This window comes from Vibrio sp. SCSIO 43137 (genome assembly GCF_028201475.1).
Lineage (GTDB): Bacteria > Pseudomonadota > Gammaproteobacteria > Enterobacterales > Vibrionaceae > Vibrio.
This window is the reverse complement of record NZ_CP116383.1, coordinates 113,700-128,724: the sequence shown is the minus strand read 5'-3', so window position 1 is coordinate 128,724 and position 15,025 is coordinate 113,700. Positions and strand designations below refer to the sequence as shown.

General features: G+C 39.9%; 14 protein-coding genes. All 14 read right to left on the bottom strand.

Going from position 1 to position 15,025, the window contains the following annotated elements:
- Nucleotides 1–6 precede the first annotated feature (6 nt).
- A complete protein-coding gene (locus PK654_RS00590) occupies nt 7–981 on the bottom strand; it encodes a polysaccharide deacetylase family protein (protein WP_271697013.1) in 975 nt (324 codons plus the stop codon).
- Nucleotides 974–2,065 (bottom strand): hypothetical protein, encoded by a 1,092-nt coding sequence (locus tag PK654_RS00585; RefSeq protein ID WP_271697012.1) that lies wholly within the window; start codon nt 2,063–2,065, stop codon nt 974–976. Before PK654_RS00585 ends, PK654_RS00590 begins: the two co-directional genes overlap by 8 nt.
- The gene (locus tag PK654_RS00580) at nt 2,052–4,535 is read right to left on the bottom strand and encodes a LuxE/PaaK family acyltransferase (RefSeq protein ID WP_271697011.1); all 2,484 of its coding nucleotides are present in this window, start codon (nt 4,533–4,535) and stop codon (nt 2,052–2,054) included. Before PK654_RS00580 ends, PK654_RS00585 begins: the two co-directional genes overlap by 14 nt.
- Nucleotides 4,526–5,653, bottom strand: coding sequence for an iron-containing alcohol dehydrogenase family protein (locus tag PK654_RS00575; protein WP_271697010.1), 1,128 nt, complete (start codon nt 5,651–5,653; stop codon nt 4,526–4,528). Before PK654_RS00575 ends, PK654_RS00580 begins: the two co-directional genes overlap by 10 nt.
- A 1-nt stretch (nt 5,654) precedes the next feature.
- A complete protein-coding gene (locus PK654_RS00570) occupies nt 5,655–7,094 on the bottom strand; it encodes an AMP-binding protein (RefSeq protein ID WP_271697008.1) in 1,440 nt (479 codons plus the stop codon).
- Nucleotides 7,095–7,101: 7 nt separating this feature from the next.
- Nucleotides 7,102–7,335, bottom strand: a complete 234-nt coding sequence (locus PK654_RS00565; protein WP_271697006.1) for an acyl carrier protein — start codon at nt 7,333–7,335, stop codon at nt 7,102–7,104.
- A gap of 136 nt (nt 7,336–7,471) precedes the next feature.
- Entirely contained in the window at nt 7,472–8,242 is a 771-nt protein-coding gene (locus tag PK654_RS00560; protein ID WP_271697005.1) for an oxidoreductase, read from the bottom strand.
- A complete protein-coding gene (locus PK654_RS00555) occupies nt 8,239–8,928 on the bottom strand; it encodes an acylneuraminate cytidylyltransferase family protein (RefSeq protein ID WP_271697004.1) in 690 nt (229 codons plus the stop codon). Before PK654_RS00555 ends, PK654_RS00560 begins: the two co-directional genes overlap by 4 nt.
- Nucleotides 8,929–8,930: 2 nt before the next feature.
- The gene (locus PK654_RS00550) at nt 8,931–9,911 is read right to left on the bottom strand and encodes a Gfo/Idh/MocA family protein (protein WP_271698742.1); all 981 of its coding nucleotides are present in this window, start codon (nt 9,909–9,911) and stop codon (nt 8,931–8,933) included.
- The gene (locus PK654_RS00545) at nt 9,911–10,969 is read right to left on the bottom strand and encodes a nucleotidyltransferase family protein (RefSeq protein ID WP_271697002.1); all 1,059 of its coding nucleotides are present in this window, start codon (nt 10,967–10,969) and stop codon (nt 9,911–9,913) included. Before PK654_RS00545 ends, PK654_RS00550 begins: the two co-directional genes overlap by 1 nt.
- 9 nt (nt 10,970–10,978) lie before the next feature.
- Nucleotides 10,979–11,623: an acetyltransferase gene (locus PK654_RS00540; RefSeq protein ID WP_333909652.1), complete on the bottom strand. Its 645-nt coding sequence runs from the start codon at nt 11,621–11,623 to the stop codon at nt 10,979–10,981.
- Nucleotides 11,616–12,686 (bottom strand): N-acetylneuraminate synthase, encoded by a 1,071-nt coding sequence (gene neuB, locus PK654_RS00535; RefSeq protein ID WP_271697001.1) that lies wholly within the window; start codon nt 12,684–12,686, stop codon nt 11,616–11,618. Before neuB ends, PK654_RS00540 begins: the two co-directional genes overlap by 8 nt.
- Before the next feature lie 7 nt (nt 12,687–12,693).
- Nucleotides 12,694–13,848 (bottom strand): UDP-N-acetylglucosamine 2-epimerase, encoded by a 1,155-nt coding sequence (gene neuC, locus PK654_RS00530; protein ID WP_443088716.1) that lies wholly within the window; start codon nt 13,846–13,848, stop codon nt 12,694–12,696.
- 14 nt (nt 13,849–13,862) lie between these two features.
- Nucleotides 13,863–15,014 carry a LegC family aminotransferase gene (locus tag PK654_RS00525; protein WP_271696999.1) on the bottom strand — a complete coding sequence of 384 codons (1,152 nt, stop codon included), beginning with the start codon at nt 15,012–15,014 and terminating at the stop codon, nt 13,863–13,865.
- Between the last annotated feature and the right edge of the window lie 11 nt (nt 15,015–15,025).

The following is a 15,025-nucleotide window of genomic DNA, read 5'->3' as shown; positions in this document are numbered from 1 at the left end:
ATTTGGCTATACCTTCTGATGCCATTCATTTGGCTTAGAACTGCTACTCTTAGGAAGATCGTTAGTATCTAATCTTGGAATTAACAGAGGTTCTATACAGTTTAAATTAGCAATATCAACTTCTGTGGTGAAAGCCAACTTGCATCCCTTGTCCCTTAGCTTCATCACAACCTGTTCACTATATGAACCATAGGGGTAGCATGCTGTCCAATTTTCAGTATCTACTCCTAATGAAGACAAAAACTGAATTGATCTATCAATTTCAGACGATAGTTGTTCATTATCAAGTTTATTCCACCAGTAATGATCATATCCATGACTTCCTATATGCATTCCGTCATTAACAAGTTGTTCAAGTTGATATTTGTTCATATACAACTCTCGACTAAAAGCTTCTTCGGATACTCCAACATGCTGCTCAAATAGATTATCCGAAATGATATTTCTTAAACGTTCTGGCAAAGCATGCTGTAGCACCCTCTTGATAAAAATTGTATTTTTATTATCAAATCTATTCTCTACTGCATACTTTTTATAGTAAAAATCAAATGAACTAAGAGCAAATTCCTCACGATATTTATCAATTTCAACTCTAATATGATTAATTATTTTTAATGTGTTATTTTCATTTGAAAGAATAAAATGAATTTTATTAACATCCAGTACTTTATGTTCTTGAACCGTTTTTGCAGGAACATAAAATGCTCCTTTCATTTTCATTTTCTTCAAAATAGGATATACAAAATTAAAATGTTCAGCATATGCATCATCAAAAGTCAAAAGAACTGCTTTATCAGGAAGTACTTCTTGATGATATTTGCTAGCTAATACATCTTCCATTCCTATAATATTATAGTGTTTATTTAAATATTTTAACTGTTCAACAAACTGGCTTAGCTCTAAGCCTTTTATATTAGGATAACGCGAATTTTTTATGTCTCTTACATAGTGATACATAACAACTGTTAGTTTATTACTCATCAGTTTCTCCTAGCAGTATATTCGGCCTATCCTGATCCGCATCTCCTCTGAATAAAACAAAGGACTCTTCACTTAGATCTCTCCTTGCATAATAAATCTCAATATTTTCCTTAACAAAAGGCTCAAAATAATTAGGCACAACACTACTAGATGACTTATCAATTTTCATAAAGCCTGAGTCAAGAAAAACACTTTCATCTATACCTTCTTGCATTATATCGACAAATTCATATCCATTTTCAAGAACATATTCATATAAGTAGCCAGAACATTTACGGAACAGTGTATAGTCTCCTTGCGCATCAACAATTCTCAGTGCTTTTCTTCCATCATGTTCAACGACTCTTGCAACAGCGAACATCTTTAATTCATTATCATGATAGAAACCTAAAAATTCATAGCTATATACAGGATGATTTATAAATCGACCTATAAAATAATCTGAATTTTTTTTTGTTTGTGATGCGTAAAGATCATTCGCTAAAAGACCTTTCTTTATTTCATGAGGGTTAATCACTGTCATTTTATGATGTAAAGCCTTATTAAGCCGAGAATGTTCTAATGAAAAATTGCATTCTATTATTTTGTAATCACTCAACTTATCATTAATCAGTGCAAACTGTGATAGTTTCCCGACTTTATACCCTAACGCTTGATACATTGGAAAAACAATCTGGCTAATACCAATGGAGCATATTTTTTTAAATCCAAATGTTAACTTCAAGTAATTAAGTAACCCTAGCCCTAAACCTATATATTTTGACCCTTCGTTCACTTTCCATATAGCTAGCCACACTTCTTCTTCTTGAGCGAGACTATCTGAAAAATGAGATGTAGGAATAAACCCAAGGACACCGCAAATACTTTCATCGGCATTATCCCTAACCATAATAAAATTATAGTAAGTTCCACAATGACTTTTATGTTGCCAGTCTAACAATTCTCTAGATTTAACTAAAATATGATTCTTAGACCAATTATTATCAATATATTCAACAAGCTCTTCTACTTGCTCTGTTTTGCATATTTCAAAAGAAAATTTTGACATCATATTGCCTATTATAAAAATATTATCTTGGACCACCAAGTGAGACCCAACGCACAAGCCTATCGGCAACAAATAGGCCATCCCATGGTGAATCGAAATGAGTCATATAGCCAATATCCGGACATCTTACTGCCCCTTGAAAAGTAATTTTTTCCGCAAAGCGCAAACGCTTTTCACCATGCATTGCTAATCCGACAGTCTGAATATCACTAGTAACATTAGGTATCACATTGAACACGTCATCAACTGCTTTAACTGTAATCACTCTATGATATGTCGGCTCTACAAGACTATCCCCTTCATCATATAGGACAGTCCACCTCAAGTGTCTATCGTTCCAAGACTCACCAATAAACTTATATTCGGCAATCTTTGAGCGTATTTTGTTTGTCTGCCCAATATCAGGAACTTGAGTTGGTAAACGAATTAAAGCTTTATCCATCGCTAAAGCCAGTTTTTCAGCGAACTCTAACGGAGTGATCTTCGCTCCTTTCTCCACAAAAATGGTATGAGGGGAAGCACAAGCATATTGATCGAATACACTAGAATCTGTAGCTGCTCTTCGTACAAGTTTTCGTATCTGTTTTTCAGTTGATAAAGCTTCACAGCCTATCACCATCATAGATAACTTAGGTCCAAATAAAACATCTTGACAATTATACTTCTTAGGTAGTTGACTCACAGCTTCGACAGCTTCACGTCCGCCCCACGCAATTCTGACATCGGCATGCCCAGAAAAACACTCAGCAGTTTTTATTTGATGACGGTCGAAATACACAACAGCTATTGATTCAAGGAGATCATTGCCAAAAATAGTATAGCCACCAGGAGACGTATAGCTTATATCTTTAAAAGTCTTAAGGAGAGCTGGTAACGCTTGAGACTCATCAGCAGAAACTTTAAGAATATTAGTGTTCTTGCACACAATGCTTTGTATAAGCGCAAACATGCCCAGTAGAGGAACATTTCCCGATAACCAGTGTGCAACTGTACCTCTTGGTAATGCTTTAAGGGAGCTACTGCTAATATCTTTTCTAGGCAAAAAAGAATCTAAATGCCCACGACGCCCATGTAATGAACTATCTAACAACGCTTTCAGTCGAGAAGGCTCACTCCACTCTATTAAGAAGTTTAATCCATTGCTTCGAAAGCTATCCAATGCAGTGTCATCAGCCCAACGCTCCCTTGCAGTGTCAATTAGCCCTATTAAGGCTTCTAATGGCTGCTCCGACAGCCAGTTCTTTTTCTGTTCTAGAGCCGCAAAAATTTGCTTCAGTTGTTCCGTAGGATGCAAGCTATAATCAACATCAATGGGCGAATGATAAATTATCATACTCTCAGTTTCACTCAGCTTGCGTTTATTGCTAACTGAACTAACTTTTTCCGACATTACATCACCACAACCACGGACTTCAGCTTTTTTAGCTCGCCCAATGACTTTAAAGCGCTTTCCTTTTCTACCGCAGTTGCATTGACCTTCTTCAATTACGCCTAAATCATCTGTAAGAACAACGTTACCAGGGTAGGAGTGTTGCAATGGACTAATAAACTCTAACAGTCCACTCTGACCATTAGGACAGACACTGAGATCGCTTTCATCTCGAATAATTACATCTGAATAAGCATGAACATGCTTCCAGCCAGCTTTACAATCTGGGTAATTAAGCCCCATCTGTTCAGTAAAGCCATAAATATCAATAACATTTTCCGCTGGAATACCAAGTACCCCGGCAATATCACTATTAAAAATTTCTTTACTGACTTTTTCAGACTCTAGTTTTTTCCATCCTCCTATATGGATAACTTGAGAACCAATAGGAAGCTGAAAACTTATATTCCGCTCTTTTAGTACTTTGAAAACTGAATGGTACAAAACAAAAGTAAAGCCAAATATAACCACTGGCTCATCTGACTTTAGATTTTCCAAATACTCTATGAATTTTTGCTGCAAAAACTCTAATGGAGCCGTTGGGCTATTAGCATCTATAAAATAGTCAGAGGATGAGGCAAAATTTAAGTAACCTTTCACTGCCGCAATTCTAGCGCCTAAATTAACCGCATTAGGGCTTGCTGGATCTATATCCATGACACAAAACGGGCGACGTTTTGACCCTAATACTTCTTGCAGCACTCTCGCCATAGCTTTAATTTGTCGCCGAGATGTAATCTTGTCTAAAAGAACGGTACTAGGGACTCCACTCGTTGCAGAAGACTGTAATGTAGTTTTGATTAACTCAGGGCTAACCGAAGATAACTTGTGTCCTAAAGCTTTAAATATATGTACAGGGATAGCAGGAATATCAGTAAGTTCACCAGAAAAGGTAGCCGGTTCAAATAGATGTTTCTTGCAGAATTTTCTATATAACTCATTATTTTTATAATGATGATTTAACTCTTTAAGTAAGTTAGACTTAAACAACTTTGACTTTTGCTTATCAGATAGTTGATATGGACGAGCATCCAAAACCGATAATAGTTCTTGCTCTGAATCACTTTTTATAGGCATTTGATAACAATCTCTTTGACATCTATTTCACTAAATGTAACAGGATTAGACTTTGCAGCAGGGTCAAGCAGTGCTCCAGTTGCAATACGTTCTAAATCTGCCTCACTTAAGCATTTAGAATCATACTGCCCCTTAGTTAACTTCTTAAAAATATCTCTAAGCTGAGATACGTTTTCTATAGATGCTTTACTACACAATTTTTGGTATTTCTTGGCTGTTTCTTTATCTTTTCCAGCATTGAAGCTAATAACTTCAGGCATTAACAAACCGTTAGCTAAGCCATGCCCAATTTCCAAGCTTCCAAGTTGATGAGCAATCGCGTGAGATAAGCCTACTATTTTGTGGTTTTGTACCCACCCAGCCAGCATAGATGCATATTGCAAGTCTGCAATCATAGCTAAATCCCATGACTCATCATCAAAGCAGTCAATATAACTGGCTACAATTTCGACTGCTTTTTCAGCAAAGCTATCCATCAATGGGTGATTTATTTGTGAGACATAACCCTCTACTGCATGAGAGAGAGCATCTGCAACTGTAGTTTTTAATATGTTGTGAGAGACTTCCTGTACTAGTTCCGGATCCAAAATGACTAAGTCTGGAATAAACTCATGCGTTACTACTGCTTTTTTACTGGAAGAGCTTGTATCTAACATAACCGCCGCCGAAGAAACTTCTGAACCAGCCCCAACGGTCGTAGGAATTGCAGCAAACTTTGCTTTGCCTCTCAGAGATGGCAAAGAGAACGGTCTAAATAACTGTTCGTTGCTCAATGTTGGATGTTCATACAATAGCCACGCTAGTTTTGCACCATCAATTACGGAACCGCCACCTAATGCTAATATATAGTCTGGTTGGAACTTTTCCAGCTTACATAGCACGCCAGATAAGCTTTCAACCGAAGGTTCTCCATCCCATGATTTTTCAATCAATAAAACGCTATCGGCATTAATCAATCTTTCCAGTTGTTCACAATAACTAGAACGCTTAAAAGCAGAACTAACAATGAGAGCGACTCTATTCGCGACCAACCCTTTAAGTGCCATTCTTGCATTTTGACCATTCACTATCTCTTTTGCACTTCGAAATACAGGCAATGGAAACCTAAGCTTTAACATTTCAGTAAACCTCTTTAGTCAATAGCTTTAATCGCTGGATTTTTCCCGATGAAGTTTTGGGCAGATTAGCTACTGGCTGATATTTTTGTGGACGCATATGCACAGGTAAAAGCTCTGCAACAAGCTCTTTTAGAGATTCTATAGCTTGCTCTATTGAACTTTCTGCGGTGCTATCTAAAACTATGAATGCCTGTACAACTTCTCCCATAAGTAAGTCAGGCAGAGCAACACATGCACATTCTTTAACATAAGGGCTCTTAAGTAGAGTCTCTTCCACTTGATAAGGGCTGACTTTTTTCCCTCCGACATTAATAATCTCTTTTAATCGACCTTCGAGAAATAAATACTCACCTTTTAATCGCCCTAAGTCTCCTGTCCGAAAATAGCCATCAACAAAGCTACTATTAGTTAAGCTATTATTTTGGTAATAAGCAGACATCATCCAGGTGGACTTAAGTACTATCTCGCCTACCTCACCCTCTTTAGCAAACCGCCCATTCTCAGATAATACTTTTACATCAGCCCCGCGAGATAAGCGGCCAATAGATTCAAGGTTATCTGTATGGAAGTGAATAAAAAGAGCTCTAGAAACTTCTGTAAGTCCATAATGCATTACAATATGGGTCTTCGGGAACCAATCAGTAAGTAATCTTTTGTTTTCTATAGATAAGTAAGCACTCCCAAACTCAATATATCTAATCTGGTCAGCAAACTTGGTAATTAAGTTTTTAGATACACTGGTAATGAAAGACCAGGCAGAGGGGACCAGCCCCAACCCTGTTACATGGTAGCGTTCTATAGCTTGAAAGACCCTTTTTAACCTCTGCAACGGGTAACCAATAACTAATGTACTACCAACATATAGAACACTTCTTAGTCGTCCCATTCCAAAAGAATGACTTAGAGGCATTAATAGAAGTTCAACATCTTCACTGGTATTTTTAACCTGCTCTACAATATGTCGTGTTGCCTTCTCAATTTGTCCGTTGGTTAGCGATACACCTTTAGGCTCTCCCGTGGTTCCACTAGTAAATACTAACTCCGCAACATCCGAGTCATCTACCTCTAGTTCTATTTGCTCATCTATGCTAACAGTGGTTGAGACCTCTTCCAGAAACTCTTTGCAACTATCTATCTGAATAATAGGTTGAGACTTATCACGGACATATTGCTTATGCTCAGCACTTACATCTTGTGCCAAATTTACAAATATTGCTTCAACAGAGCTTACAGCGAAGTAAGTAACTACAAATGCATAGTCATTACTAGAAGTAACTAAAACACGATCCCTGGGCTGAACGTTTAACTCTTTTAATTTTAAAGCAGTTTTTCCTATATCCTCAACTAACCGAGAATAAGAATACTCATCTCCATTATCGATCACAGCGGTTTTTTGGCCTTGGATCTTTGAGTGGAAAACTAGTTTCGTAAATATTGACATAATAAGCCTATGATTCAGTACTCATTACTGCATCAACAATATCTTCAACATCTTCAATTTCTAATGTTTGCTCAATATCCAAAACCACACCTAACTCAGACTCTAACGCTGCAATAATTCTCATATGTGCTAAAGAATCCCATTCTGGTATATCACCAATCGCAAGTTCATCATCAATTTTTTCAACAGATACTTTCAAAATATCAGCAATTAGTGCTTTAACCGCAGCTTTTGTTTTCATATAGTTATCTCCACTAAACTCTAGTTCGTATCTTAAGTGTTACTAACATTAAGTACTATTCAATCATCACGAAAGGCAAGGAATATACCAGATCACGGCCACTCAATAAAAAAAAGTTAACCAATAAAACCGTTCCTCACAAGCTAAACCCATCATCCACAATGATGTTTTGACCAGTGACATATTTAGATTGCTCTGAGAGAAGAAAGAGTACTGAGCCAATAACCTCTTCTACATCCAGCATACCCTCGCCATGGGTATTCTTTTTATAGGCCTTCAGGAAGTCATCTGGCTGAAAATCGAATATCCCACCGGGGCTAACACAATTCACCCTAAACCGGCTATCGTTTACGTAGGCTGCTGCGTACTTGTTTAAATGAATAATGGCAGATTTTATGGCTGCATATTCAACCGGCATTGTCATTGGAGTGTTATCATAAATATCAAATTTCGGTGCTACCACACCATATATTGAAGATATGTTTACCAGGGAAAAAGGTGATGGTGTCTGTTTAAAACTCGCTGCACACTGCTGAGTAAACAGAAAAGCACTTCCCAGATGTAACGATAAGTTTTCATTAAAACTCTCTAGCGTCACATCAAAAAAATGGGCGCCGTACTTCTTATTTCTTGGGTAAGTTGCATTAACAGCCCCATCTAAGCTGTCATGTTTAGTAAAGAACTGCTTTACGCTCTCTTCACTTGTTACATCAAGCTCTTCAATGACAAGTTGATTGTCACTCAAATCAACACCTAACGCCTTCAGCCGTTCTTGCATCAATGTAGGGTTAATATCCGCGGCTATAACCGTTGCTTTTTGCTTAAGAGCAGCAGAAACCAAACGAGCTCCAAGCAGCCCTCCAGCTCCGGCTATTACAATTTTTTTATCCTCTAATAAATCTTTCATCGGGCATCCTGAAGTAATACTTCTGCAAACTTAAAATCGTAGATATCATCTATATCTACTGCTCTGTGTTTAGGTACCTCAACACTGGTTACTTTGCCGGAAAAAATACCATAATTGTTCATCACGAAGTCGGGTGTTGTCGCATAGACTACGGTAGTAATATCAAAGACTTCAGGAGCATCCTGCCGTCGCGTCACATCAGTTTTAGGAGAGTTAACCAGCACTATAAAACCATTCTGATCATATTTAACCATGTTGAAATACGGGCTTCGGCTGGCTGGTGTTACAGAGATACAGATATCAGCACCTTGTTCTCTTCGCTTTAACAAAGCACTTTCTACATCTTCAACGCTACGTAAAGGACTGGTTGCCGGTAAGCTTACAAATCCTTCAAATGCTCCATATTTCTCTGTCACCCATTCAGTAGCATGCCGCCAGGATAACCATTCCGGACTAGTATCGCTTGCCAGCTCCTGAGGGCGATGGATAACAATGGCTCCGTACTTTAGGGCTACTTCAGCAATTTCTGTATCATCAGTAGAAACAAACACCTCATCAACTGATGGACAAGAGGTAGCAGTTTCAATCGAATAAGCCAAAAGCGGCTTTCCGGCAAGAGGTTTAATGTTTTTACCCGGCAGCCCTTTTGAGCCTCCCCGTGCAAAAATAAAGGCAAAGTTTTTCATATTTAGTATTTATCCGTTTTAGGAAACTTCTGCTTAACTTGTTCAATCAAAGCAACCGTTTCAGCAGCATCATCTATCAACACACACTGATTGTCTTCTCCCCGGATTAAACGTAAAAAGTCCTTAATCATCTCCAGGTACATCTGGTTTTTATCCCATTCGGGATCGCTATATAAGATCTTTTCTTCCCCACCAGCGACATAGGCAACTTCATTCCGAATCAAATCCCATTCTAAACAGCCTTGGCTACCGATAAATCGACAATGTCGGTTAGCTGTTCTCTGCATAAAATCCAGATGAAGCTGAACAACAGAGCCGTCTTCTGCTGTAAGGGTTATATCAGCCATATCTTCTACATCAAGGGCAAGTTCGGCACTAGACCTAAGTAATGCATGCTGCAAATTGAGGGTGCCTAATAACCAGCGGGAGTAGTCCACCTCATGACTTAACTCTAACAGAGCTCCTCCTCCTAGTTCAGCATTCGCTGATACACTACTCCGGTAGTCTTTGGATGGTCTCCAATCAGGCAGATACTGCCCGATATGTACGAAAGAGTTATATAAACAACCCAGCTTATTTTCGTCCAATACAGACTTAACAACTTTCGCTGAAGGTAAATATCTGAGGCAGTAACCTATCGCAACAGGCGTAGAGTGTTTACTGACCGTATCAGACAGGATTTTCGAATCTTTATTATCTGCAGTAACAGGCTTCTCAATTAACGTCGGAATACCTGCCTCTATCAAAGGAACCGCATGTCTGGCATGAAAGGTTGCCGGAGAGGCGACGATAACCAGTTCAACTTCTTTATCAATCAGCTCTTCAATACTTGTTGCTACAATATCGCAGTTCTCAACTGTCTCATTTGGCACTCTGCCACTTGCTGACATAGCAAACAATGTTGCCTCTGGAAACAGTTGCTTCAGGTTCCGCCTGTGTCGGGTTGCAATATTACCAAGCCCGATAACCGCAACTTTCTTCATCAAATCAACTCCAGTGTATGAATATCAGTCTGAGCACGATTAAAGTCATCCATTCTGCCAATATCCAACCAGTACTCATGTATAGGGAACATCAGTACTTTCTCTCGTTTTTCCATATGTTGTTCAAGTAAGGTAGGCATATCGATAGCGTGATTTCTTGGTACTGATTGAATAACTTCCGGAGAAACTACATAGATGCCTGCATTGACAAAAAAGCGCTGAATAGGCTTCTCCACCATACTGGTAATTTTATTGCCTTCGCCATTAATGACACCGTAAGGAATCTGATAGTCATACTCCCTTACACACATTGTAGCATCAGCATCATTGTCAAGGTGGAACTCAAGTAAGCGTTTAAAATCGACTTTAGTAAGAATATCGCCATTCATCATGATTAGAGGCAAGCCCTCCGGAAGATCATCAGGCAATAATCCTAATGCACCACCTGTGCCCAAAGGCGTGTCTTCATAAACATAGCTAATACTAACCTCTAAAGAAGAACCATCACCAAAGTAATCCTGAATTTGCTCAGGCATATAGTGTGTAGAGATATAGAAGTTGCTAAACCCAGCTTTAATAAAGCTACGAATGACTGTCTCCAGCATAGGTTTCCCGCCAATCTTCAGCATCGGCTTAGGGCATGTATCCGTCAGAGGTCGCAAGCGTGTTCCAAACCCTCCAGCCATAATAAAGACTGGGTTTTTATATTTTGTCTTGCTACCTATACCGTGTAATGTTTCTAATCCGACAACCTTTTTCTCTTTTAAGATAGGAACGGATAATATTCCATTACTTTCCATCAATTCCACGAGCTCTTCCCGGGAATAGGTTGTCTCTGCCGTTACGGGAGTAGGGTTCATTACCAATGTAATTTCAGAACCCAATGTCAGGTTATTAAGTAACCCACGCCGGATATCTCCGTCAGTGACAACCCCCATTAACTCTTCTTGTTCATTGACTACCATAGCGAGACGCAATGCTTCATTGTTAATGATTTCCAGAGCATCCCGTATAGTATCTTCGGGCTTAATTAGTATATTGTTCCAACAATGACTCATGAGATACCTTTATTTAATTAAACTACGCTCTGAATAACAGACTTTGCCCGCAGCAAGATCTTGAGTTAATGCAGCGCCGGCCCCCACAATGCTCTGATTTTCCAGAGTAAGACCCTGAACAACCGTCGCTCCGGCACCTACAAATACGTCTTGTTGACAGCATACTTGTCCACATAAAGTCGCATTTGGTGCAATGTGACTGTACTCGCCAACAACAGAATCATGTTCTATTACTGCATTGGTATTTATAATACTGTTGGTGCCAACCACTGCTCCGGTCTGAACAACTGCACCTGAGAATACCTGTGCACCCTCATGAACTAAGGCAAAAGGCGACACTATTGCGTCATCAGCTATCACTGTTTCAAACCGGTAACCTAAGCTGAGGAAATGCTCACTTACCTTTCTTCTTACACCAGATCCGGGCAGCACTCCGATACCATTTACCAACAGAACCTCATCAGAGGCAAACTCTGAAATATCCTGATCATCTTTCAAATGCCTGATACCAGAAAACACTGGGCGCTCCTGAACAGATTCAGGACTAATAATCGCTAAAATCTGACGGTTCTGTCTAAGCAAAACATCAACCAACACACTTGCATGGCCGCCGCCACCGATAATAACCAGAGGCTTTTCCATTTGACTATTCAAGGATCAAATCTCCCGACTGATAGTCGCTTTTCGCCGTTCTGCCCAACAGTTTCCAGTAAAGATGTGGAGACATACCGCTACCAGGTCTTTTTATCGTTAAGTTGTCTTCACTGAACTCTTCGCCTGCCCTGATAGCCTTGTTTGCAACTAAGCTTTTACGTGCCACCAGTTTATTCTTAATTTCTGACACTGTTGGTGTCTTTACGCTAGAACCCAGGGCCACCTCCACCTGCCTGATAGCACTAACCATAGCACTAAGCTCATGGGGTTCCAGAGAAGCTTTGTGGTCAGGTCCTTCCATATTTTTATCAAGTGTGAAATGTTTTTCGATCAGCTTAGCCCCTCTTGCAACCGCTGCAATAGGTATAGTGATTCCTTCACTATGATCTGAATAACCCGCCGTCAGTTCAAATGCATTTCCAAGGGTATCCATTGCCCGAAGGTTAATCTCTTCCATAGGGGCAGGATACTCAGTAGTACAATGCAAGATAGTAACTTTTTGTTTAAGAAGCCTCTGACCTTCCGCTGAAGCATATGCAGTTTGGAAAGCTTCCGTTGTAGGCTCTTCACTACTTCCTAAATAGCCAAAAGCAATAATAGACAATGCCATTTCTATTTCTGCCAGAGTAGCCATACCCGTAGAGACAATTAAATCGCATCCTGTTTTAGCATGCTCAAGAACCAGCGGCGCATTAGTCAGCTCTCCGGAAGGCAGTTTAAGCCTCTTCAGAGCCAACTCTTCAACCAAAAACTCAAGGCTTTCAAAGTCAAATGCTGTAGATAAAAACTCTATCCCTAAGGACTGACATCGTTCAATCATCTTATGGTGAGCATCATATGAGAGTTCAAGCCGCTGTAACATAGCTAACTGCGATTCTTGCTTGTTTGTGTTTGCGACCTGATAGTCAGCTTGTTTGGCTTCCTCTGTTACTAAGTTTTTTGCTTTAAAAGTCTGAAACTTAACAATATCAGCTCCAGCCTGATGAGCCGCGTCAATCAAGTCAAAAGCGAGCTTTTCATCACCATTATGGTTTACACCCGCTTCCGCAATTATAAGAGTCATATCTTTCTCACTTTAAATCATAGAATGACTTACAGGTTCCGGTTACCGTTGACTTCATCGCGTCAATCACCTGAGAACTCGTGTCGCCAGCCCCATACGGGTTAAAAATAGGTTGTTTATCTCTTCGGTAAAGTCCCTTAACGGCGCAGTTAATCGCCTCTTTAATCGAATGAAAATCTGCTTCAGAATCAATAACACTCTTTGCAGCCAGCCTTCCTTTTTGTCGCACACCAATGTTAACCGTTGGAACATCAAATGAAGGCACCTCGATAATACCACTGGATGAATTACCGATAACTGCGGCAGCATATTTAACTGCGCTCAGATATCTAACCTGCCCTAACGAAGGAATCGCAAGCACACGAGAAGGATTATCCTGAGCATACTTCTCTAGCAGGGGAATAATCTGCCGTCCACCATCATCAGCATTTGGATAGGTCAAAATTACCTGATGATCAGAAAACTCATCCAGTGCGGATAAAAGAGCCTGAAAACTTTCTACAGGAGGCTCTTCGCCTAGAGTGACGGGATGATAAGTAACAACAAAATAAGGTTTTTCAAGAGAGAAACTTAAAGAGTCTGAAAGAGCTTCGAGAGACATAAACTGTGCTCGTTTCAAATGATCCAGTCCAATAGCACCAACATTCTTTACTCTTTCAGGAGACTCTCCGAGCTGAATAACCCGCTTTCGGTACTCTTCTGTCGATGTTCCATGCCAGTAACTCAGTTTTGTAATGGCGTGCCGTATAGCATCATCATACGCACCCTCGGTTATCTCACCGCCATGAAGATGAAATATCGGAATACGCATAATCATTGCGGTTTGAGCTACAGCCAGTGCTTCAAATCTATCACCTAAAATAATAAGCAAGTCAGATTGCAAGCGAGCTAAGGCATCAGCAAAACCAATAACCCCTAACCCCATACTTTTTGCTGTGCCTGTTGAGCTATCAGAAGAAAGTAATATTTCTACCTTCTCATCAATGACAAAACCGTCCTGCTCTATCTGCTTATAAGTTTCACCAAACTCCGGTGAGAGGTGGGTTCCGGACACCAGTAACTGCAAATCAAGTTCAGGATCATCCTGAATATCTTTGATCAACCAATAGAGCAGACCATACTCTGCTCTGGTACCGGTAAAAACAGTAACTTTCTTTCCCATAAACAGACCTTTGCTTACTCTGTAATTTGCACTGGTGAACTTGGAATATTGACCAGCCGGGACTCAATAATCTCTGATTGGGCTAAGTCTCCTCTCAGACACTCTTTAAACATTGGTAAACGATGCATCAATTTCCAGATTGGGCGTGTCATAACTCCTGCATCATTAGTTTGTTCTAGCAAGGCATCCCTACTTTGGCTGTCAGGACATATCACAGCATTCAACCAATAGTTTGATTTGGCATATTCCGGTTCAGTTACAAAATGGAACTCGGAATCAGCGAAGAAAATCTGGTAGCGTAACGCCAGCACTCTTTTTTGCTGCAGATACAAATCTAGTGTTTCCATCTGGGCACAACCTAAAGCGGCATTCAGGTTAGGCATACGATAGTTGAAACCCGCTTCATCATGATAAAACTCAAACGGATGAGGAACCTTGGCCGTTGTGGTGATATGTTTCGCTCTTTTACCCAGCTCTGCGTCACGGCAAAGAACCATACCGCCACCACCGGTGGTAATAATTTTATTGCCATTAAAACTAATAGCGGAAAAATCACCCAGCGTGCCAGTATGTTTTCCCTTATAGAAAGAACCAAGGCTCTCAGCTGCATCTTCTACCAGAGTTATCTGCCACTTTCGACAAACTGCAACTAACTCATCCAACTCAACAGGGTGGCCAAAGGTATGCATTGGCACAACTGCTTTTATTCGCTGCTTAGTCACTTTATGAATACAGCCGTCATTCGTTAACTGAGCATTCTCCTCCAGATAACCATCAACCGCTTTGGGGCAAAGGCCCAGACTCACCGGAGAGATATCAATAAATAACGGTTCAGCCCCCATATGATAAAGGGCATTACAGGTGGCAACAAAAGTAAGAGCTTGTGTAATAACCAGATCTCCCGGCTTAACACCAGCCAGATAGAGTGCAGCATGAAGAGCCGCCGTTCCATTCACTGTTGCAACGGCTTTTTTACTACCGGTAAAGGCTTCTATTCTGTGCTCAAACTCATCAACAAATTTACCTACACTTGAAACAAAAGTACTGTCTATAGTTTCCGTTACATAGGCTTTTTCATTACCGTCAAACTTAGGAGCATGCAGAGGAATAAAGTCCTTCGTTTTATAGATATCACGAACGAACTCATTTAAATGATTAGGGTTCACTAATTACAGCT